19 protein-coding genes are annotated in these 21,938 nt (G+C 68.3%); 13 read left to right on the top strand and 6 right to left on the bottom strand.

Features of this window, described 5'->3' with window-relative positions:
• Positions 1–6: 6 nt before the first annotated feature.
• The 13 genes from acs (at position 7) to ACGG9C_RS14040 (ending at position 15,339) form a co-directional block, all read left to right on the top strand.
• Positions 7–2,043: an acetate--CoA ligase gene (acs, locus tag ACGG9C_RS14100; RefSeq protein WP_286795773.1), complete on the top strand. Its 2,037-nt coding sequence runs from the start codon at positions 7–9 to the stop codon at positions 2,041–2,043.
• Positions 2,040–3,374, top strand: coding sequence for an O-acetylhomoserine aminocarboxypropyltransferase/cysteine synthase family protein (locus ACGG9C_RS14095; RefSeq protein WP_286795772.1), 1,335 nt, complete (start codon positions 2,040–2,042; stop codon positions 3,372–3,374). The genes acs and ACGG9C_RS14095 overlap by 4 nt, the downstream gene beginning before the upstream one ends.
• Positions 3,371–3,907 (top strand): CoA-binding protein, encoded by a 537-nt coding sequence (locus ACGG9C_RS14090; protein ID WP_071043597.1) that lies wholly within the window; start codon positions 3,371–3,373, stop codon positions 3,905–3,907. The genes ACGG9C_RS14095 and ACGG9C_RS14090 overlap by 4 nt, the downstream gene beginning before the upstream one ends.
• A gap of 95 nt (positions 3,908–4,002) precedes the next feature.
• The gene (gene uvrA / locus ACGG9C_RS14085; protein WP_288908866.1) at positions 4,003–6,921 is read left to right on the top strand and encodes an excinuclease ABC subunit UvrA; all 2,919 of its coding nucleotides are present in this window, start codon (positions 4,003–4,005) and stop codon (positions 6,919–6,921) included.
• A 4-nt stretch (positions 6,922–6,925) separates the two neighbouring features.
• Entirely contained in the window at positions 6,926–8,815 is a 1,890-nt protein-coding gene (gene uvrC, locus ACGG9C_RS14080; protein WP_390178741.1) for an excinuclease ABC subunit UvrC, read from the top strand.
• A gap of 10 nt (positions 8,816–8,825) precedes the next feature.
• Positions 8,826–9,725 carry an RNase adapter RapZ gene (gene rapZ, locus ACGG9C_RS14075; protein ID WP_390178740.1) on the top strand — a complete coding sequence of 300 codons (900 nt, stop codon included), beginning with the start codon at positions 8,826–8,828 and terminating at the stop codon, positions 9,723–9,725.
• 40 nt (positions 9,726–9,765) lie between these two features.
• The gene (gene whiA / locus ACGG9C_RS14070) at positions 9,766–10,743 is read left to right on the top strand and encodes a DNA-binding protein WhiA (RefSeq protein WP_071043594.1); all 978 of its coding nucleotides are present in this window, start codon (positions 9,766–9,768) and stop codon (positions 10,741–10,743) included.
• A 133-nt stretch (positions 10,744–10,876) separates the two neighbouring features.
• Positions 10,877–11,506 carry a superoxide dismutase gene (locus tag ACGG9C_RS14065; RefSeq protein ID WP_071043593.1) on the top strand — a complete coding sequence of 210 codons (630 nt, stop codon included), beginning with the start codon at positions 10,877–10,879 and terminating at the stop codon, positions 11,504–11,506.
• Between the two features lie 99 nt (positions 11,507–11,605).
• Positions 11,606–12,616, top strand: coding sequence for a type I glyceraldehyde-3-phosphate dehydrogenase (gene gap / locus ACGG9C_RS14060; RefSeq protein ID WP_071043592.1), 1,011 nt, complete (start codon positions 11,606–11,608; stop codon positions 12,614–12,616).
• An 8-nt stretch (positions 12,617–12,624) separates the two neighbouring features.
• Positions 12,625–13,842 (top strand): phosphoglycerate kinase, encoded by a 1,218-nt coding sequence (locus ACGG9C_RS14055; RefSeq protein WP_071043591.1) that lies wholly within the window; start codon positions 12,625–12,627, stop codon positions 13,840–13,842.
• Positions 13,830–14,633 carry a triose-phosphate isomerase gene (gene tpiA, locus ACGG9C_RS14050; RefSeq protein WP_071043590.1) on the top strand — a complete coding sequence of 268 codons (804 nt, stop codon included), beginning with the start codon at positions 13,830–13,832 and terminating at the stop codon, positions 14,631–14,633. The genes ACGG9C_RS14055 and tpiA overlap by 13 nt, the downstream gene beginning before the upstream one ends.
• 101 nt (positions 14,634–14,734) lie before the next feature.
• Positions 14,735–14,983 carry a preprotein translocase subunit SecG gene (secG, locus tag ACGG9C_RS14045; protein WP_071043589.1) on the top strand — a complete coding sequence of 83 codons (249 nt, stop codon included), beginning with the start codon at positions 14,735–14,737 and terminating at the stop codon, positions 14,981–14,983.
• Positions 14,983–15,339, top strand: a complete 357-nt coding sequence (locus tag ACGG9C_RS14040) for an RNA polymerase-binding protein RbpA (RefSeq protein WP_071043588.1) — start codon at positions 14,983–14,985, stop codon at positions 15,337–15,339. Before secG ends, ACGG9C_RS14040 begins: the two co-directional genes overlap by 1 nt.
• Positions 15,340–15,397: 58 nt before the next feature.
• On the opposite strand, the gene pgl is transcribed toward ACGG9C_RS14040, so the two are convergent.
• The 6 genes from pgl to ACGG9C_RS14010 form a co-directional block, all read right to left on the bottom strand.
• Complete coding sequence (gene pgl, locus ACGG9C_RS14035; protein WP_288420381.1) at positions 15,398–16,171, bottom strand: 6-phosphogluconolactonase; 774 nt, start codon at positions 16,169–16,171, stop codon at positions 15,398–15,400.
• Positions 16,164–17,117, bottom strand: a complete 954-nt coding sequence (locus ACGG9C_RS14030; protein ID WP_071043586.1) for a glucose-6-phosphate dehydrogenase assembly protein OpcA — start codon at positions 17,115–17,117, stop codon at positions 16,164–16,166. Before ACGG9C_RS14030 ends, pgl begins: the two co-directional genes overlap by 8 nt.
• On the bottom strand, positions 17,114–18,664 hold the full coding sequence (zwf, locus tag ACGG9C_RS14025) for a glucose-6-phosphate dehydrogenase (RefSeq protein ID WP_286794919.1): 1,551 nt from the start codon (positions 18,662–18,664) through the stop codon (positions 17,114–17,116). The genes ACGG9C_RS14030 and zwf overlap by 4 nt, the downstream gene beginning before the upstream one ends.
• Positions 18,665–18,676: 12 nt before the next feature.
• Complete coding sequence (locus tag ACGG9C_RS14020) at positions 18,677–20,299, bottom strand: glucose-6-phosphate isomerase (protein WP_286794917.1); 1,623 nt, start codon at positions 20,297–20,299, stop codon at positions 18,677–18,679.
• A 1-nt stretch (position 20,300) separates the two neighbouring features.
• Positions 20,301–21,413, bottom strand: coding sequence for a transaldolase (tal, locus tag ACGG9C_RS14015; protein WP_071043583.1), 1,113 nt, complete (start codon positions 21,411–21,413; stop codon positions 20,301–20,303).
• Positions 21,410–21,938, bottom strand: a 529-nt coding sequence (locus tag ACGG9C_RS14010) for a transketolase C-terminal domain-containing protein (protein WP_390178739.1), incomplete at its 5' end; no start/stop codon positions are given. The genes tal and ACGG9C_RS14010, both read right to left, overlap by 4 nt.

The raw sequence follows: 21,938 nt of genomic DNA, 5'->3' as shown, positions 1-21,938 counted from the left end.
GTGAAGATGTCCGGTTCCGTCCCGCCGGCCGCCGATGAGGCGCGTCTGATCGAACAGCGGACGTTTCCGCCGGATCCGGCCTTCGCCGCACAGGCGAACGTCGGCCCCGAAGCCTCTGCGATCGCCGCCGCCGATCCGATCGGCTTCTGGGACCGCGCCGCCCACAGACTCCAGTGGGAGCGCCCGTGGACGTCGACGCTCGAGTGGCGGCCTCCGGTGCGCGATGAGGACGGCGAGCTGTCCGTGCCGGCCGCCCGCTGGTACGACGGCGGGCGACTGAACGTGGCGGTCAACTGCGTCGACCGTCATGTGGTCGCCGGTCGTGGCGAGAAGGTGGCGCTCCACTTCGAGGGGGAGCGAGGCGACCGCGTGACGGTCACCTATCGAGACCTCCAGCGACGGGTCGCCCAGGCGGCCCACGCCCTCGAGCACCTCGGGATCGAGCCCGGTGATCGGGTGGTCGTCTACCTCCCCGTGCTCATCGAGACGGTCGTCATCGCTCTCGCCTGCGCCCGCATCGGCGCGGTGCATTCGCTGGTGTTCGGCGGTTTCTCGGCCGAAGCCGTGCGATTCCGCCTCGAAGACACCGGTGCGAAGCTCCTGGTGACCTCTGATGGGCAATGGCGACGGGGGCAGGCGGTCGAGGTCAAGTCCGCCGCCGATGCCGCCGCCGACGGACTCCCGCATCTCGAGCACGTGCTCGTGGTGCGTCGCACCGGCCAGGACGTCGACTGGACACCGGGGCGCGACCACTGGTGGCACGAGGTGGTGGAGACCGCTCCGGAGGTGCACGAGCCCGCCGCGTTCGACGCGGAGCATCCGCTGTTCATCATCTACACCTCGGGGACGACGGGGAAGCCGAAGGGTCTCGTCCACACCTCCGGCGGTTATCTGACCCACGCGAGCTGGGCGCACTGGGCCCACTTCGACGCGAAGCCCGACGACGTGCACTGGTGCACGGCCGACCTCGCGTGGGTGACGGCGCACACGTATGAGCTCTACGGACCGCTCTCCAACGGACTGACGCAGGTGATCTACGAGGGCACGCCGGACACTCCGCATCGCGAACGGCATCTGGAGATCATCGAGCGCTACGGCGTCACGGTCTACTACACCGCGCCGACACTCATCCGCACCTTCATGACGTGGTGGGGCGACACGCTGCCGGCCGGGTATGACCTGACATCGTTGCGACTGCTCGGTACCGTCGGCGAGGCGATCAATCCGGAGGCATGGATGTGGTTCCGGCGAAACCACGGCCGGGACAGCCTCGCGATCGTCGACACCTGGTGGCAGTCGGAGACGGGTGCCGCGATGATCGCGCCGCTCCCGGGCGCAACCACCCTCACCCCGGGGTCGGCCACGGTTCCGCTGCCGGGCATCGACGCCGCGGTTGTCGACGACGACGGCGAACCGGTCGCGCCGGGCCGCTCCGGCACCCTCGTCGTCCGTCGTCCCTGGCCGGGGATGGCACGCACGATCTGGCGATCCCCGGAGCGCTATCGCGACTCCTACTGGTCGCGATTCGCCGGACACGGCGAGTGGGGCGGATACTACGTGGCGGGGGACTCCGCGACGGTGGACCAGGACGGCGCGATCCGGGTGCTCGGCCGGCTCGACGATGTCGTCAACGTCTCCGGTCACCGGCTGTCGACGATCGAGATCGAGTCGGCGCTCGTCGCTCATCCCGCAGTCGGAGAGGCGGGGGTCGCCGGCGTGGCGCATCCGATCACCGGTCATGCCGTCGCCGCCTTCGTCGTACTGCGCGAACCGGTCGACATCGAGACGCTCCGCGCTCAGGTCGCGGTCGAGATCGGCCCCGTGGCCAAGCCCGCTCACGTCATCGTCGTGCCCGATCTGCCGAAGACCCGCTCGGGCAAGATCATGCGCCGACTGCTGGTGCAGATGTGGCAGGGTGACGTGTTGGGCGACATCACATCCCTGCAGAACCCCGATGCCGTCGAAGGCGTCCGCGACGCGATCGCACGCCTGAAGGGCGCCGGCCAGTCGGCGACACCCGCCGAGGACAAGGAGAACGAGTGACCGAGCATCGATTCGGCTTCCGCACGCGCGCGCTGCACGCCGGGGGCACCCCGGATGCGGCCACCGGTGCTCGCGCGGTGCCGATCTATCACACGAGCTCGTTCGTCTTCGACGACGCCGCCGACGCGGGGAACCTCTTCGCGCTTCAGAAGTACGGCAACATCTATTCCCGCATCGGCAATCCGACCGTCGCCGCGCTCGAGGAGCGCATGGCGTCCCTCGAAGGCGGGATCGGAGCGGTCGCGACCGCCAGCGGCATGAGCGCGGAGTTCATCACGTTCGCCGCGCTCGTCGGCGCAGGAGACCACGTCGTCGCGTCGGCGCAGCTCTACGGCGGAACGATCACGCAGCTCGACGTCACGCTGCGGCGGTTCGGCGTCGAGACGACATTCGTCGCCTCATCGGATCCCGCCGACTACGCCGCCGCGATCCGGCCGGAGACGAAGGTCGTCTACACCGAGGCGATCGGGAATCCCGGTGGGGAGATCGCCGACATCGCCGGACTCGCGAAGGTCGCGCACGACGCGGGTGTGCCGCTCGTCGTCGACGCGACGCTGGCGACGCCGTACCTCCTGCGCCCCATCGAGCACGGCGCCGACATCGTCATCCACTCGGTCACGAAGTTCCTCGGTGGTCACGGCACCGCTCTCGGCGGTGTCGTGGTCGAGGCCGGCACGTTCGACTGGGGCAACGGCACCTTTCCCGCGATGACCGAGCCGGTGGTCTCCTATGGGGGCATTAAGTGGTGGGACAACTTCGGCGAGTACGGCTTCCTCACCAAGCTTCGCAGCGAACAGCTGCGTGACATCGGCCCGTCGCTCAACCCGCAGGCCGCCTTCACGCTGCTGCAGGGAATCGAGACGCTGCCGCAGCGCATGGATGCGCACCTCGCCAACGCGAGAATCGTCGCGGAGTGGCTCCGGACCGACCCGCGGGTGTCCTTCGTGACCTGGGCAGGGCTCGATGATCATCCGCACGCCGAGCGTGCGCGCCGGTACCTGCCTCTCGGTCCGGGGGCGGTGTTCGCCTTCGGCGTGGCTCCGGCGGGGCGATTCGAGGACGACGCGGCTCGAGAGGCGGCCGCGCGCAAGGCGGGGGAGACCTTCATCGACTCGGTGACCCTCGCCTCGCACCTGGCGAACGTGGGTGACGCGCGCACCCTGGTGATCCATCCCGCCTCGACCACCCACCGCCAGCTCACACCCGAGCAGCTGATCGCAGCGGGGACCCCGGCTGACCTCATCCGGATCTCCGTCGGGCTCGAAGACCCCGAGGACATCGTGTGGGATCTCGACCAGGCCCTCACCGAAGCGACGGGAGCGACCCGATGACCGATGCCGCCTTCTGCGCCCTGCCCACCGCGCCGCCGGCTTCGGCTGATCGCACGTGGCAGGCTCCCGGAGCCCAGGCGCGCCACGACCTGCTGCGGCGCACGCGGTCGGTGGCGATCGTCGGCGCCTCCGACAATCCCGCCCGCGCAAGCTACTTCGTCGCGACGTACCTCACGAGCAGCTCGCCGTACGACGTCTACTTCGTGAACCCTCGGGCCACGTCGATCCTGGGGCAGCCGGCCTACGCATCGCTGTCTGACCTGCCGGTCGTCCCCGATCTCGTCGACGTCTTCCGTCGCCACGACGACCTTCCGGGCGTCGCTCGGGAGGCCGTCGAGGTCGGCGCCGCCGCGCTGTGGCTCCAGCTGGGGTCGTGGAACGAGGAGGCGGCGGCGATCGCGGAGCACGCCGGGCTCGCGGTGGTCATGGACCGGTGCATCAAGATCGAGCACGCGCGATTCCACGGCGGCCTGCATCTCGCCGGTTTCGACACCGGCGTGCTGAGCTCGAAGCGGCAGCTGCTCTCCCGCTGATCGGCTGACGGAAGCTCGTCCGGCGAGCTGCCGCGTGCGCCGCGGGCGAACGCGGTCCCGGAGCCGATGTCGGAGGTCGCGCCTACACTTGACGGGTGCCCATCGTCCCCGTTCCCCTCACCGGAAAATCCCCCGCCGTCTCGAGCGACAAGCTGAGCGTGCGCGGCGCTCGCGTGCACAACCTGAAGGACGTCGACCTCGACATCCCGCGTGATTCTCTCGTCGTCTTCACGGGCCTGTCGGGGTCGGGCAAGTCGAGTCTCGCCTTCGACACGATCTTCGCGGAAGGACAGCGTCGCTACGTCGAGTCGCTGAGTGCCTACGCACGTCAGTTCCTCGGTCAGGTGGACAGACCCGACGTCGACTTCATCGAGGGTCTGAGCCCGGCGGTGTCGATCGACCAGAAGTCGACGAACCGCAACCCGCGCTCGACGGTGGGCACGATCACCGAGATCCACGACTACATGCGCCTGCTGTGGGCCCGTATCGGAGTGCCCCACTGCCCGGAGTGCGGCGAGATCATCCAGCGTCAGACGGTGCAGCAGATCGCCGACCAGCTGATGGAGCTGTCGGACCGCACGCGCTACCAGATCGTCGCGCCCGTCGTCACCCAGAAGAAGGGCGAGTTCGTCGACCTCTTCAAGGAACTCTCGGCGAAGGGGTACGCGCGCGCCGTGGTCGATGGCGACCTGGTCCAGCTCGCGGAGCCGCCGACGCTGAAGAAGAGCTACAAGCACGACATCGCCGTCGTGGTCGACCGGCTGGTCGCCGGCCCCGACATCCTGGGGCGCGTCACCGACTCGGTGGAGACCGCACTCGGTCTCGCCGGCGGGGTCATGCAGGTGAACTTCGTCGACGAGGAAGGTGACGACGCGTGGCAGTCGTTCTCCGAGAAGCTGGCGTGTCCGAACGGGCATCCGCTGCAGCTCACGGAGATCGAACCGCGCACCTTCTCGTTCAACGCCCCGTTCGGCGCCTGTCCGGCGTGTTCCGGGCTCGGCACCCGCATGTCGGTCGACTCGGATCTGATGCTCGGTGACGAGGAGCTGTCGATCCGCGAGGGCGTCATCATCCCGTGGACAACGCAGGGAAAGGGGCTCTTCCAGTACTACGAGCGACTGCTCGAAGGACTGTCGAACGACCTCGGCTTCTCGCTCGACACGCCCTGGAAGCGTCTGCCGCAGGCCGTGCGCGAAGCCGTGCTGCACGGCGAGAACTACAAGGTCACCGTCAAGTGGAAGAACCGCTACGGCCGCGAGATGCGCTACTCGTCGGGCTTCGAAGGCGTCGTGCCGTACATCGAACGTCAGTACGTGCAGGCCGAGTCCGACACGCAGCGGCAGCGCTGGTCGGAGTATCTGCGCGAGGTGCCCTGCCCGGTCTGCGACGGTGCGCGCCTGAAGCCCGAGGTGCTCGCCGTCCGCGTGCACGGCCACTCGATCGCCGATGCCTCGCGGCTGAGCCTCGCGGATGCGCAGCGATTCTTCGCGGAGATGACGCTCACCGACCGTGAGGCGAAGATCGCCGCACAGGTTCTTCGCGAGATCCGCGCTCGCCTGGACTTCCTCATCCAGGTCGGTCTGACCTATCTGAACCTCAGCAGGTCCGCCGGCTCCCTCTCGGGCGGTGAGGCGCAGCGCATCCGCCTCGCGACGCAGATCGGCTCCGGACTCACCGGTGTTCTGTACGTGCTCGATGAGCCCTCGATCGGCCTGCACCAGCGCGACAACCGTCGCCTGATCGAGACGCTCGTGACCCTGCGCGATCTCGGCAACACGCTCATCGTCGTCGAACACGACGAGGAGACGATCCACGCTGCTGACTGGATCGTCGACATCGGGCCGCGGGCCGGTGTCGACGGGGGAGAGGTCGTGCATTCGGGGCCCCTGTCGGAGCTGCTCGCCGACCGGCACTCGATCACGGGCGACTACCTGGCCGGCCGTCGGGAGATCGCGACGCCGGATAAGCGGCGCAAGCGCGATCGCAAGCGACAGATCTCCGTCGTCGGTGCCCGCGAGAACAATCTCCGCAACGTGACGGTCGACTTCCCCCTCGGCGTGCTGACCGCCGTGACCGGAGTGAGTGGTTCGGGAAAGTCGTCGCTCGTGAACGACATCCTGTACCGGGTGCTCGCCCAGCGCCTGAACGGCGCGCGGAACATCCCGGGCAAGCACACGCGAGTGACCGGGCTCGACAATCTCGACAAGGTCGTGCACGTCGATCAGGCGCCGATCGGGCGCACGCCGCGGTCGAACCCCGCGACGTACACCGGAGTGTTCGATCGCATCCGCGGCCTGTTCAGCGAGACGCCGGAGGCCAAAGCCCGCGGGTACCAGCCGGGGCGATTCAGCTTCAACGTCAAGGGCGGGCGCTGCGAGGCGTGCTCCGGAGACGGCACCATCAAGATCGAGATGAACTTCCTCCCCGACGTCTACGTCGACTGCGAGGTGTGCCACGGAAAGCGGTACAACCGCGACACCCTGTCGGTGCACTACAAGGGCAAGAACATCGCCGAGGTGCTCGAGATGCCGATCTCCGAGGCCGCGGAGTTCTTCGAGCCGATCCAGGCCATCCACCGCTACCTGAAGACCCTGGTCGACGTCGGCTTGGGATATGTGCGCCTCGGCCAGTCGGCGACGACGCTGTCGGGTGGCGAGGCCCAGCGCGTGAAGCTCGCCACAGAGTTGCAGCGGCGCTCGAACGGGCGCAGCATCTACGTGCTCGACGAGCCGACGACCGGACTGCACTTCGAAGACGTCAGGCGACTGCTCGAGGTGTTGAACGGCCTGGTCGACAAGGGGAACTCGGTGATCGTCATCGAGCACAATCTCGACGTGATCAAGTCGGCCGACTGGATCATCGACCTCGGACCCGAGGGGGGTTCCGGCGGCGGCACGCTCGTCGCGACCGGCACCCCGGAGGATCTTGCGCGCGTGCCGGAGAGTCACACGGGCGCCTTTCTCGCCGAGGTGCTGTTCCCGGCCGAGCGTGCCGAGGCGCGCAAGGCCGGCTGACCCGATGTCGCCGCTTCCCTACAAGCCCAAGCCGGGGGAGATACCGACCGACCCCGGTGTGTACCGATTCCGGGACGCGGACGGTCGCGTGCTCTACGTCGGCAAGGCGAAGAATCTGCGTGCCCGGCTGTCGAACTACTTCGCGCCGCTGCACACGCTCCACGAGCGCACGCGGCGGATGGTCACGACGGCGTCGTCGGTCGAGTGGACAGTCGTCGCCACGGACGTGGACTCCCTGCAGTTGGAGTACATGTGGATCAAGGAGTTCGATCCGCCGTTCAACGTCAAGTATCGCGACGACAAGTCCTATCCGTTCATGGCGATCACCCTCGCCGACGAAGCTCCTCGCGTGATCGTCACCCGCAATAGACGGATCAAGGGTGCGAAGTACTTCGGCCCGTACCCGAAGGTCTGGGCGGTGCACGACACCATCGATCAGCTGATCAAGGTGTTCCCCATCCGCACCTGCAGCGACTCCAGCTACAAGAAGGCGATGGCGACCGGCCGGCCGTGCTTCCCGGGTCAGATCGGGCGCTGCGGGGGGCCGTGCTCCATGCGGGTCGGCGTCGACGAGCATCGGGCGATCGTGCAGGACTTCGTCGCCTTCATGTCGGGCGGCGACCAGCGGTTCGCCCGAGAACTGACCGCTCGGATGCGCGAGGCGTCCGCCGCCATGGATTACGAAGCCGCAGCGGTCTATCGAGATCAACTCGGGGCCATCGAGGCCGTGCTGGGCAAGAGCGCGCTCGTGCTGACCGAAGACACCGACGCCGACCTGTTCGGGATCGCCGAGGACGAGCTGGCCGCCACGGTGCAGCACTTCGTCGTGCGCGGCGGGCGTGTGCGCGGCGTCCACGCCACGACGATCGAGAAGGAACTCGACATCTCGGGGGCGGACCTCGTCGAGCAGGTGCTGCAGCGCACCTACGGCGAGGCGGCCGACACCGACATACCGAAGCAGGTGCTCGTCCCCTCGCTGCCCGAGGACGCCGCGGAGCTCGAACAATGGCTTCGCGACCGGCGGGGTCGCCCGGTGTCGCTCCAGGTCGCCCGGCGCGGCCGCAAAGCCGAGCTGCTGGCGACGGCGACGCTGAACGCGCAGCAGGCGCTCAACCTGCACAAGACCCGTCGCACGAGCGATTACGTCGCGCGGTCGCAGGCGCTGACCGACCTGCAGGAGGCGCTCGACCTGCACGAGGCTCCTCTCCGTATCGAGTGCTACGACGTCTCGCACCTCGCCGGTACGAACGTGGTGGCGTCGATGGTGGTGTTCGAAGACGGTCTGCCCCGGAAGGATCAGTACCGTTCGTTCGGCATCCCCGAGACCACCGACGACACCGACTCGATCCGGCAGGTGCTGCGTCGGCGTCTGGCCTACCTCGATCAGCCCGAAGCAGATCCCGTGGCCGACCCGTTGGCGTCGGGCGAGGTCGTCACCGAGCGCAAGAAGCCGCGGTTCGCCTACCGTCCGCAGCTGCTCGTGGTCGATGGCGGGAAGCCGCAGGTCGAGGCGGCGGCTCGCGCGCTCGATGAGGCCGGACACACCGAGATCGCGCTGTGCGGCATCGCCAAGCGGCTGGAGGAGGTCTGGCTGCCCGGGGAGGACTACCCGGTGATCCTGCCGCGCACCTCCGAAGCGCTGTATCTTCTGCAGCGTCTGCGTGACGAGGCACACCGGTTCGCCATCACGCATCAGCGCAAGCGGCGGCGGCGCGACATCCAGACCGTCTTGGCCGAGGTGCCCGGGCTGGGGGATGCGCGCATCAAGGCTCTTCTGCGTCACTTCGGGTCCGTCGCGGCCCTCCGCGAAGCGACGACCGAGCAGATCCAGGAGCTTCCGGGCGTCGGTCCGAAGCTCGCGGCGTCGATTCATACCCACCTCACCGCTCGCTAGGCTGGACGTGATGACGGAGGGCGCGATGACGGAGGACGATCAGACCCCGCAGGTCGGCGAGATGCTGATCGTCACCGGGATGTCCGGTGCCGGAAGGTCCACCGCGGCGAACGCCCTGGAAGACCTGGGCTGGTACGTCGTGGACAACCTGCCTCCGCAGATGCTCAAGCCGCTGCTGGATCTGACGGAGATCGCCGGGGGAGCGCTGCCCCGGGTGGCCGTCGTCGTCGACGTGCGGGGCCGCGGCCTCTTCTCCGAGCTTCCGGAGGCGATGCGGGCACTGCGCTCGCGGCGCCCGATCCGGGTGCTGTTCCTCGACGCGTCGGACACCGTGCTCGTGCGTCGCTTCGAGGCCGTGCGTCGCCCGCATCCTCTTCAGGGCGATGGCACGATCGTCGACGGCATTCGGGCCGAACGTACGAGGCTCGCTCCCGTCCGCGAGGACGCCGACGTCATCGTCGACACGTCGGCGCTGAACATTCACCAGCTCGCGACACGTGTCGCCGAGCTCTTCGCCGACGAGGGCGCCGCGCGGCACACCCTGACCATCATGAGCTTCGGCTTCAAGTACGGTCTCCCGCCGGACGCCGACCACGTGGCCGACATGCGGTTCCTGCCGAACCCGTACTGGCACGAAGAGCTGCGCGCGCTGACCGGGGAGGACGACGCCGTGCGCGACGTGGTGCTCGCCGCGCCCGGCGCGGCGACGTTCATCGAGGCGTACGCCGCCTCTCTCGCGCCGGTCCTGGAGGGGTATCAGCGGGAGAACAAGCGACATTCCGTGATCGCCGTGGGGTGCACCGGCGGAAAGCACCGGTCGGTGGCCACGGCCCGGGAACTGGCCTCACGGCTGTCGGGCACGCCCGGAGTGGCCGTTCGCCTGACCCATCGCGACCTCGGTCGCGAGTAGGCTGGAGGATCGTTCCACCCCAGAAAGACCGAGGAGACACGTGTCGCTGACTGCCGACGTGAAGGCCGAACTCGTCGCCGTACGAGACCCGCGACCGACGGCCCGCGTGGCCGAGCTGACGTCACTGCTCCGTTTCTCGGGAGGGCTCCACTCGATCGCCAACCGCGTCGCGGTCGAGGCCGAGCTCGATTCCGATGTCCTCGCCCGACGGGTCGCGCGGGAGTTGGTGGAGCTCTACGGCGTGCGACCCGAGCTCGCGCACGTGCAGAGTTCGGCGGGTCGTGCCGGCGGCCACGTCGCCGTGCGCGTCATCGACGGCGGTGAGACGCTCGCGCGGCAGACCGGCCTTCTGGATCAGCGGCGTCGCCCGGTGCGTGGCCTGCCCAACAAGCTCACCACCGGCTCACGGGAAGATCTCGCGGCCGTCTGGCGCGGCGCGTTTCTCGCATCGGGGTCGCTCAGCGAGCCCGGTCGATCCGCCTCGCTCGAAGTCGCGTGCCCGTCCTCCGAGGCCGCGATGGCCCTCGTCGGGGCCGCCCATCGGCTGAGCATCCCCGCGAAGGCGCGGGAAGTCCGCGGCATCCCGCGGGTCGTCGTCCGGGAGGGGGAGGCGATCCGGCTCACCCTCGCGCAGATGGGAGCATCGAAGGCCGCCGCCGACTGGGATCAGATGAGGCAGCGCCGCGAAGTCCGCGCTGGAGTGAACCGCCTCGTCAACTTCGACGATGCCAACCTGCGTCGATCCGCTCAGGCGGCGGTCGCCGCGTGCGCACGCGTCGAGCGTGCGCTGGAGATCCTCGGTGACGGGGTACCCGACCATCTCAAACAGGCCGGAGAGCTCCGGCTCGCCCATCGTGACGCCAGCCTCGACGAGCTGGGTCACCACGCCGACCCGCCGATGACCAAGGACGCCGTCGCCGGACGCATCCGTCGGCTCCTGGCGATGGCCGACAAGAAGGCCGAGGTCGACGGAGTTCCTGGCACCGAGTCGGCGGTCCCCATCGGCGTCGAAGACTGAGGCCTCCGGCGTGTAGAACACGCTCGGCGGGGGAAGCAACCCCCTCACCACCCTGCTCACCGTCGATAGGATGAGAAGGTCACCCTCGCCGCGCCGGGGCTCTCGGCGCGACGCCGACTAGGAAGCAGAGAATATGGCGACGTACACCTTGCCCGACCTCCCCTACGACTACGCGGCACTCGAGCCGCACATCAGCGGCAAGATCATGCAGCTGCACCACGACAAGCATCACCAGACCTACGTGACGGGTGCCAACACGGCGCTCGAGCAGCTCGCGGAGGCCCGCGAGACGGGCAGTCTCGCGAACGTCAACAAGCTCGAGAAGGACCTCGCGTTCAACCTCGGCGGCCACGTGAACCACTCCATCTTCTGGACGAACCTCTCGCCCGAGGGCGGCGGACGTCCGGAGGGGAACGAGCTCGCCGCCGCGATCGACGAGTTCTTCGGCGGATTCGAGAAGTTCCAGGCGCACTTCACCGCGGCGGCCACCGGCATCCAGGGTTCCGGATGGGCGGTCCTCAGCTGGGACCCGATCGGCGAGCAGCTCATCATCCAGCAGCTGTTCGACCAGCAGGCGAACACGGCTATGGGCACCGTGCCGATCTTCCAGCTGGACATGTGGGAGCACGCGTTCTACCTCGACTACCTCAACGTGAAGGCCGACTACGTCAAGGCGGTCTGGAACATCGCGAACTGGCAGAACGTCGCGCAGCGCTTCGACGCCGCCCGTGAGAAGACCTCGGGCCTGCTGGTACTGTCATAGCGAGCGCGGGCGTCCCGGCGGGAACGCTCGCCGGGACGCCGCTGTCCGACTGAATCGCAACAATCGCGCACCCGCGCACGACACCTCAGGAGCAACTCCGTGACTGTCAAGATCGGTATCAACGGCTTCGGCCGCATTGGACGCAACTTTCTCCGCGCCGCCCTCGAGCAGGGTGCGGACCTCGAGATCGTCGCGGTGAACGACCTCACCGACAACAAGACCCTCGCCCACCTCCTCAAGTACGACTCCGTCGGCGGCCGCCTCGCCGAGGACGTGTCCTTCGACGGCGACTCCATCACCGTCGGCGGCAAGAGCATCAAGGTTTTCGAAGAGCGCGACCCCGCCAACCTGCCCTGGGGCGACCTGGGCGTTGACATCGTCATCGAGTCGACCGGACGCTTCACGAAGGCGGCCGACGCCTCGAAGCACATCCAGGGGGGCGCCAAGAAGGTGCTCATCTCCGCACCCGGCACCGACGTCGACGGCACCTTCGTCATGGGCGTCAACGACGCCGAGTACGACCCGGCGACCATGCACGTCATCTCCAACGCGTCGTGCACCACGAACTGCCTGGCGCCGCTGGCCAAGGTCTTCAACGACAACTTCGGCATCGAGCGCGGCTTCATGATGACCGCGCACGCCTACACGGCAGACCAGAACCTGCAGGACGGCCCGCACGGCGACCTGCACCGCGCTCGTGCGGCTGCCCTGAACATCGTTCCCGCGTCGACCGGCGCGGCAAAGGCCATCGGCCTGGTGCTGCCCGAGCTCAACGGCAAGCTGAGCGGCTCCTCCTACCGGGTGCCGATCCCCACCGGCTCGATCGTCGACCTCACGCTGATCACGCCGACCGAGGGTCTCACCAAGGAGACCATCAACGCCGCGTACGAGAAGGCGGCGGCCGAGGGCGAGCTCGCCGGCTACCTGGCCTACAACGCCGACCCGATCGTCTCGACCGACATCGTCCACGACCCGCACTCGTCGATCTTCGATGCCGGCCTGACCAACGTCAGCGGAAACCTCGTCAAGGTGTCGTCGTGGTACGACAACGAGTGGGGCTACTCGAACCGTCTGGTCGACCTCACCGAGCTCGTCGCCTCGAAGCTCTGATCCACGCCATGGCACTGCGCACCCTCGACAACCTGGGTTCGCTCGCAGGCAAGCGCGTCATCGTCCGTTGTGACCTGAACGTCCCGCTGCGGGACGGGGTCATCACGGACGATGGTCGTGTGCGAGCATCCCTGCCGACGCTCAACGCTCTCATCAACCAGGGAGCACGCCTCGTGGTGTGCTCGCACCTGGGCCGCCCCGGTGGCGAGCCGAACGCCGCCTACAGCCTCGCGCCCGTCGCGCAGCGCCTGTCCGAGCTGCTCGGCAAGCCCGTCGCCTTCGCACGCGACACCGTCGGCGAGTCGGCTCATGATGCGGTCTCCTCCCTCGAGGACGGCGACATCGCCGTGATCGAGAACCTGCGCTTCAACGCGGGTGAGACCGCCAAGGACGAATCCGAGCGCCGCGCATTCGCCGGCCAGCTCGCAGAGCTCGGGGATGCGCTCGTGTCCGACGGCTTCGGCGTCGTGCACCGCAAGCAGGCGAGTGTCTACGACCTCGCGGAACTGCTGCCCTCCGCTGCCGGTCTCCTCATCGCCAAAGAGCTCGAGGTGCTCGATCGACTCACCGAGACGCCCGAACGGCCCTACACCGTGGTGCTCGGCGGGTCCAAGGTCAGCGACAAGCTCGGTGTGATCGAACACCTGCTGCCCCGCGTCGATCGGCTTCTGATCGGCGGTGGCATGATGTTCACGTTCCTGGCGGCCAAGGGACACAAGGTCGGCTCGAGCCTCCTCGAGGAGGACCAGCTCGAGACCGTCAAGGGATACATCGCCTCCGCCGAAGATCGCGGCGTCGAGATCGTCCTGCCCGTCGACGCGGTCGTCGCGTCGGCCTTCGCAGCGGATGCCGATCACGAGGTCGCTCCGGCAGACGCGCTCGAAGCGACCGCCTTCGGTGCGTCCGGATTGGGACTGGACATCGGACCCCGTACGGCCGACGAGTTCGCGGCGCGCATCCGTGACAGCCGCACCGTCTTCTGGAACGGGCCCATGGGCGTGTTCGAGATGCCGGCATTCGAGTCGGGCACGCGGGCCGTCGCTCGCGCGTTGTCGGAGGTCGACGGTCTCGGCGTCGTCGGCGGCGGCGATTCCGCGGCCGCCGTGCGACAGCTCGGCTTCGCTGACACCGACTTCGGTCACATCTCGACCGGTGGTGGCGCGAGCCTCGAGTTCCTCGAAGGAAAGAAGCTCCCCGGACTGGAGGTCCTCGGATGGCAGCAGTGAACACCTCCGATGCGCGCACCCCGCTCATCGCCGGTAACTGGAAGATGAACCTCGACCACCTGCAGGCGGTGGCGTTCGTGCAGAAGCTGCACTGGACGCTCAAAGACGCCAAGCACGAGGACGGCAGCGTCGAGGTCGCCCTCTTCCCGCCGTTCACCGACCTCCGGACGGTGCAGACGCTGCTCGACGCGGACAAGATCCCCTTCGCGCTCGGCGCGCAGGATCTCTCGGTCAAGGACTCCGGTGCCTACACCGGCGAGATCTCGGGCGCGTTCTTGAGCAAGCTCGACTGCGGATACGTGATCATCGGACACTCCGAGCGTCGTGAATACCACGCGGAGTCGGATGAGGTCGTAGCGGCCAAGGTGCAGGCGGCGCTGAAGCACGAGCTCGTGCCGGTGATCTGTGTCGGTGAAACGGCGGAGGACCTCGAGAAGCACGGCGCCAGCGCCGTTCCGGTCGCTCAGCTGAAGGCGGCGCTGCACGATGTGCCGGCGACCGCCGACATCGTCGTCGCCTACGAACCGGTGTGGGCGATCGGATCGGGTCAGGCCGCCACGGCCGAGCAGGCGCAGGATGTCTGCGCGAAGCTGCGGGAGGTCATCGCGTCCGAGCTGGGCGCAGACGCTGCCGCTCGCACGCGCGTGCTCTACGGCGGCTCCGTCAAGGCGGCGAACATCGCCGGCTTCATGCGACAGGCCGATATCGACGGTGCGCTCGTCGGCGGTGCGAGTCTTCTGGTCGACGAGTTCTCCTCGATCATCCGCTACCAGAAGCACGTCGGCGTGTGAGCGACACACCCCGGCCGCCTCTCATCGGCGGTCGGGGTATCGCTTGCGTATACTGAACGCTTGTGCGATCCGACGCGGTCGACGAAAGGTGTATGGAACCAGTGCAGATCCTCGAGTTCGTGCTGCAGGTGCTGCTGGGTGTGACCAGTCTCCTGCTCACCCTCCTCATTCTTCTCCACAAAGGGCGTGGCGGCGGCCTGTCCGACATGTTCGGCGGCGGCATGACCTCCGCCCTGGGCTCGTCGGGTCTCGCGGAGCGCAACCTCAACCGGTTCACCGTGATCCTTGCGCTGGCGTGGTTCGTGTCGATCGTGGCCCTCGGCCTCATCACGAAATTCCAGGCTTTCTGATGGCTACGGGAGGAAACGCCATCCGCGGCACGCGCGTCGGTGCCGGCCCCATGGGCGAACAGGATCACGGCTACCACGCCGACCGCGTCGCGATCTCGTACTGGGATGCGCTGGGGAACGAGACGGTGCGCTACTTCGTCGCGGACATCGATCCGGCCGAGATCCCCGACGTGATCGACTCGCCGCACTCGGGCCTTCCGGCGGGGCGCGACAAGGAGAACCCGCCCGCCGTCGCGAAGACCGAGCCCTACAAGACCCATCTTGCGTACGTCAAGGAACGTCGCTCCGACGATGAGGCGGCGCAGCTTCTCGACGAGGCGCTGACCCAGCTGCGGGAGCGTCGCGGCCAGGCCTGACGAAGGGTCGACAGAAGAGGCGCCGGGCCCGTCGCGGGTTCGGCGCCTCTCTGTCGGATCAGTACTCCCGGTCGATCAGCTCCGGGGGGACCTGAGCGGCTGCCGCCTGATCCACGAAGAACACGGTTCGTCCGCGACCCTTCGCGCCGGCAGCGGGGACGCTCGTGTAGCTCGCACCGGCAAGGGCCAGACCGAGAGCAGGAGCTTTGTCGGGCCCTGCCATCACCATCCACACGCGCTGCGACGAATTGATGACCGGGCGCGTCATGGTCAGGCGGACCGCAGGCGGCTTGGGGGAGTCCGTCACCCCGACGACCGCGCGGTCCACGATGAGGATCTCGGGCCTGTCCGGGAACAGCGATGCGATGTGACCGTCGGGGCCGACACCCAGGAAAGCGATGTCGAAGCGTGGCCAGAGCTGGCCGTCGGCGGCGAACGTCGCGAGATCGTCCGCGTATGCCGCGGCCGCGCCTTCGAGATCGTGCAGACCGTCACTGGAAGCCATCGCGTGCACGTTCTCGAGCGGAACGTCGATGTGGTCGAGAAGGGCCTCACGCGCCTGCGTCTCGTTGCGCTCCGGGTCGCCGCGCGGCAGGAAGCGCTCGTCGCTCCACCAGACATGGACCCGCGACCAGTCGATCCCCTCCGCCTGCTGCCGGACGGCGGCGAGGACCCGCCCGCCCATCGAGCCCCCGGTGAGCGAGATGTGGGCCGTGGCGCCCTCGTCGATGCGCTTGCGCAGCCGGTGAAGGAATCGGTCGGCTACGGCATGCGCGAGAGCGTCGGGATCTGCGGCGATCACGACGCTCTTCTCGACGAGATGCTCAGTCATGCAGACCCTTCGATGGTCGGTCCAGGCGTGTCCACCCTTCGGTGATGACCCGACCGTACAGCACATCGGCGTCCAGACGCCGCAGCTCCTCGGCTAGGCACTCGCGAAGCGTGCGACGCGGGAACGCGAGCTCGTGGGTGGGCTGCCCCGGCTGAGTCAGGACAGCCACGCCGGACTCGGGACGCTCGAGCGTCACCTCGCCGCTCTCTCGCACGAGAGTCACGTTCTTGATGCCGTGAGGCCAGTCGTCGGGGTCGAGGTAGCCCCAATCCACCGGTACGTCGAGGGCGAGCCGGAGCCAGGCGGCGAGCAGCGCCGTGGAGGGTGAGTCGGCGGCGCCACGGACCCGGACGGACGTCACCGGCTCGTAGGGCGGCTGGTCCAGGATCGCGGCCAGCTGCTCGCGCCAGCGCGTGAGGCGTGTCCACGCGAGGTCGGTGTCACCGGGGGCATAGTGCTCGCCCAGCGACGCGACCCACGCCGCAGGGTCGGACTTGGTCGCCGCGTCGGTGATCCGCCGCTGCGCGATGCGGCCGATCGAGGTCTCCGAGACGTGTTCGGGCGTCTGATTCGGCCACCAGACGACGACGGGCGCATCCGACAGCAACAAGCCGGTCACGAGGCTCTCGAGGTTGGAATCGCCCGCTTCGCCGTGTGCGTGCAGCGTCACGACCTCACTCGCGCCGGCGTCGCCGCCGACCCGGATCTGTGCGTCGAGGCGCGGTTCCTCGTCGTCATCGGCGTTGATCATCAGCACGATAACGCGCATCGGGTGTTCGCGGGACGCGTCGTTGGCGGCGTCGATGGCCTCTTCCATCGCGGCCTCGCGCGTGACGATCACGAGCGTCAGAACGCGACCGAGGGCGACGGCGCCGCCTTCCTCGCGGACGCTGACCAGCGCGCGGCTGATCTTGCTGACGGTGGTGTCGGGCAGATCGATGATCACGGGCGCCTCCAAGTGCGGCCATGGCGGGCGAGGAGCTCATCGGCCGATGCCGGGCCCCACGATCCGGGAGCGTATTGTTCGACGGGACCACCTTGCGACTCCCAGAACGCCTCGATGGGGTCGAGGATCTTCCAGGACAGCTCCACCTCCTCGTGGCGGGGGAACAGGGGTGGATCGCCGAGAAGAACGTCGAGGATCAGCCTCTCGTAGGCTTCGGGACTGGCTTCCGTGAACGCGTGGCCGTAGCCGAAGTCCATCGTCACGTCGCGCACCTGCGCGCCGGCGCCGGGCACCTTCGATCCGAAGCGGATCGTGACGCCCTCGTCGGGCTGGACTCGGATGACCAGAGCGTTCTGGCCCTGTCCCGAGGTCTGCGAACGCGTGAAGAGCAGTTCTGGCGCGCGCTTGAACACGACGGCGATCTCGGTGACGCGGCGGCCGAGACGCTTGCCCGTGCGGAGGTAGAACGGGACCCCGGCCCAGCGTCGCGTGTTGATGCCGAGGGTGATGGCGGCATAGGTCTCGGTGGTCGACTGCGGATTCATGCCGTCTTCCTCGAGGAAGCCGAGCACCTTCTCGCCGCCCTGCCAGCCTCCGGCGTACTGGCCGCGTGCGGTGGACGTCGCGAGGTTGTCCGGGAGGGTGACCGCTGCGAGCACCTTCTCCTTCTCGGCGCGCAGGTCAGCGGCGTTGAAGGTGATGGGCTCCTCCATCGCGGTGAGCGCGAGGAGCTGCAGCAAGTGGTTCTGGATGACGTCGCGCGCCGCGCCGATCCCGTCGTAGTAGCCGGCCCGGCCGCCGACGCCGATGTCCTCGGCCATCGTGATCTGCACGTGGTCGACGTAATTGCGATTCCAGATCGGCTCGTAGAGCTCGTTGGCGAAGCGCAGCGCCAGGATGTTCTGGACGGTCTCCTTGCCGAGGTAGTGATCGATGCGGAAGATCGAGTCCGCGGGGAACGCGGAGCGCAGGGCATCGTTGAGCTCCTGGGCGGAATCCTGGTCGTGGCCGAACGGCTTCTCGATCACGACGCGTCGCCAGCGATCGGGTCGGTCGGCGGTGTCGTCGACGAGCCCCGACTTCTTGAGCTGTTCGGCGACGACCGGGAACGCCTTGGGCGGGATGGACAGGTAATACGCGTGGTTGCCCATCGTGCCGCGCTCGATGTCCAGCTTCTCGACCGTCTCGCGCAGACGCACGAAGGCGTCGTCGTCATCGAACTCGCCGGGCACGAAACGGATGCCCTGCAGCAGCTGCTGCCAGGTCTCCTCACGGAACTCGGTGCGCGCATGAGCGCGAACGGCCTCGTGCACGACCTCCGCGAAGTCCTGGTCCTCCCAGTCGCGTCGGGCGAACCCGACGAGGGCGAAACCCGGAGGGAGCAGCCCCCGATTGGCGAGGTCGTAGACCGCGGGCATGAGCTTCTTGCGGGAGAGGTCTCCCGTCACGCCGAAGATCACGAGCGCGCTCGGACCGGCGATGCGGTTCAAGCGGTGATCTTCAGGGTCGCGCAGGGGATTCTGCGCGCGTGAGATCTGGGCCGTCATTCGATTGTTCTCCTATTGCGCCGCTTCGAAGAGGGACATCACGTCGACCTGGGGATCGGTGAGCGTCAGGGTGACGACCGGACGGCCGTGCCCTTCGGCGAGGACGGTGGCGTCGCCGGCGGCCTGTGCGTGGATGAGCTCCCCGAAGGTGAAGGGGCGCCCGGGGATCTCGAGGTCGACGTCGGTGCTCTCGAGGATCTGCAGGAAGACCCCGCGGGCGGGACCGCCCTTGTGGAACTGGCCGGTCGAGTGCAGGAACCGCGGACCCCATCCGAACGTCGTCGGCCGGCCGGAGTCGGCCGCGACGAGTTCGCGCAGCCCCTCGAGCGGTGCGTACTCCAGACGATCGACGTAGGCGTGTATCGCGACATAGCCGTCGTCCGGCACACGAGACCAGAGGGCATCGAGCACGCCGGCTATCGTTCCGGCAGCGGCCAGTGCGGGATCGGACACGCGAACCTCGACGCCGTCGACGACGAACGCCGGGTCGATCGACGGGGGTCGCTCGTCGAGCAGCCCGCGGGCCGCGGCCTTGGCCGATTCGACGTCGGGCTGATCGAACGGGTTGATTCCGAGCAGGCGTCCGGCGATCGCGGTGGCATATTCCCATACGACGAACTGGGCGCCCAGGGAACCGCTCACGAGCACCTCACCGTGATGGTGCTCGAAGAGGTGGAACTCCGCCGCGTCATCGACGAGTCTCACGACCTGCAGATCCTCCGGCCGGGTTTCGAGCTCGGGGGAGACGGACAGGAGCGGGACAGGGAGGATGCCCGTCCCCTGCTTTCCGGTGGACTCGGCGATCAGCTGCTCGATCCACTCGGGCAGCCCGACGATGTGGGTCCCGTCCGTGACGAGCCCGAGCTTGTCCCGGCGCGGCTCGCCGCCGGCGATCGCGGCCGCGAGAACGAGCGCGGGGTTGCCGGGGTCGTCTATCGCGACTTCGAGCAGCGTGGCCTCGGCTTCATCGAGCAACTCGACGATGTCGACCCCGGCCAGTCCGGCGGGAACCAGCCCGAAGGCGGTCAACGCGGAATATCGACCGCCGACCGTGGGGTCGGCCGTGAACGTGCGATAGCCCGCGACGCCGGCTGCCGCCTCGAGGGGCGAGCCGGGGTCGGTGACGACCACGATGCGCTCCGCCGGATCGATGCCGACGTCTCGAAAGGCCGCGTCGAAAGCCCGGAGGGCCGAGTCGGTCTCGATGGTCGACCCCGACTTGCTCGAGACGACCAGCACCGTTCGGTCGAGGCCGCCCGCCTCGGCATCACCGTCGATGGCGGCGAGCACCTGCCCCGGCGCCGTGGAGTCGAGGATCGTCAGCGGAACGCCGGCCGTCTGCGCGATGACCTCCGGTGCGAGGGAGGAGCCGCCCATGCCGGCGAGCACGATGCGGGTCGTCCCGTGCGCCACGAGTTCCTCGCGCAGGGCGAGGATCTCGGGGACGAGCGGACGCGATGTGCTGACGGCCTGGACCCACCCCAGCCGGCGGGACGCCTCAGCTTGCGCCGTGGCACCCCACAGGCTGTCGTCACCGGCCGTCAGGGCCGAGGCGACGAGGCTCGAGACGAGACCGGGAAGGGTCCTTTCGACCGCCTCCTCGACATGTCCGGAAAGGTGGAGGTGAAAGCTCACCTCAGGCCTCTGCGGCCTCGGAGAGAGCAGCCTTCACGGTCTCCTGCAGCTCACGCCACGACGCGACGAACTTCTCGACGCCCTCGTCCTCCAGGACCTGCGTGACGTCGGTGAAGTCCACGCCTGCGGCCTCGAGCTGCGAGAAGTAGTCGTGCGACTCTGCATACGAGCCGGTCACGGTGTCGCCGGTGATCTCCGCGTGGTCGAAGGTGGCCTCGAGGGTCTTCTCGGGCATCGTGTTGACGGTTCCCTTGGCCACGAGCTCCGTGACATAGAGGGTGTCCGGCAGGGCCGGGTCCTTCACACCCGTCGATGCCCACAGGGGGCGCTGCACGGTGGCGCCCGCCTCCAGCAGGGCCTTGGCGCGGTCCGAGGCGAACTTCTTCTGGAACAGCTCGTAAGCCAGACGCGCGTTGGCGAGTCCGGCCTTCGACGACAGGGACGAGGCCGTTTCGGTGCCGATGGCCGCGAGGCGCTTGTCGACCTCGGTGTCCACGCGGGAGACGAAGAACGACGCCACCGACTGGAGGGTGGAAATGTCGTGCCCGGCCGCCTGCGCCTTCTCCACTCCGGCGAGGTAGGCGTCGATGACCTCGTCGTAACGCTCGAGGCTGAAGATGAGGGTCACGTTGACGCTGATGCCTGCTCCGATCACCTCGGTGATCGCCGGGAGGCCGGCCTTCGTCGCGGGGATCTTGATGAGCACGTTGGGGCGGTCCACCTTCGCCGCGAGCTTCTTGGCTTCCGCGACGGTGGCATCGGTATCGTGCGCGAGCTCGGGGGAGACCTCGATCGATACGCGTCCGTCGACGCCGCCGGTCGCGTCGAAGACCGGACGGAACACATCCGAGGCGGCCTGCACGTCGTCGGTGGTGATCTCGAAGATCGCCCGTTCGACGTCGGCCCCGTCCTTGGCGAGCACGGATACCTGGCCGTCGTAGGACTCGCCCTTGGCGAGCGCCCCCGCGAAGATCGTCGGGTTGGTCGTGACGCCGGTCACGTTGCGCGTGATGATCAGGTCGGCGAGGTTGCCGCTGGTGATGCGCTGACGAGACAGGTCGTCGAGCCAGATGCTGACGCCCTCTTCGACAAGGCGTGCGGTGGGGGTGCTCATGCGTTCTCCTCGAGGGTTTCGCGGGCGGCGGTGATGACGGCTTCGGTGGTGATGCCGAACTTGTCGAACAGGGTCTGGTAGTCGGCGGAGGCGCCGTAGTGCTCGATCGAGACGGACCGGCCGCGGTCGCCGACGATGCCGCGCCAGCCCAGGGCGAGTCCGGCTTCGACGGAGACGCGGGCGGTGATCGCGGTGGGAAGGACGCTCTCGCGGTAGTCGGCGTCCTGCTCGGCGAACCATTCCAGCGACGGGGCGGAGACGACGCGCACGCCCACGCCGTCGGCCGCGAGGGCTTCGCGGGCGGCGACGGCCAGCTGCACCTCGGACCCGGTTGCGATGATGATCACGTCGGGCGTGCCGTTCGGTGCCTCGGCGAGGACGTATGCGCCCTTCGCGGCGAGGTCGGCGGAGGCCAGGACGTCGCCGCTGGCCTCACCGTCACCGCGCTCGAAGGTGGGGATGTTCTGCCTGGTCAGGGCGATGCCGGAGGGGCCGGCGTGGCGGCGGAGCATCTCGTGCCAGATC

Source organism: Microbacterium sp. MTN4-26, assembly GCF_042846595.1.
GTDB lineage: Bacteria > Actinomycetota > Actinomycetes > Actinomycetales > Microbacteriaceae > Microbacterium > Microbacterium luteum.
This window is presented reverse-complemented; position numbering and strand designations above follow the sequence as displayed.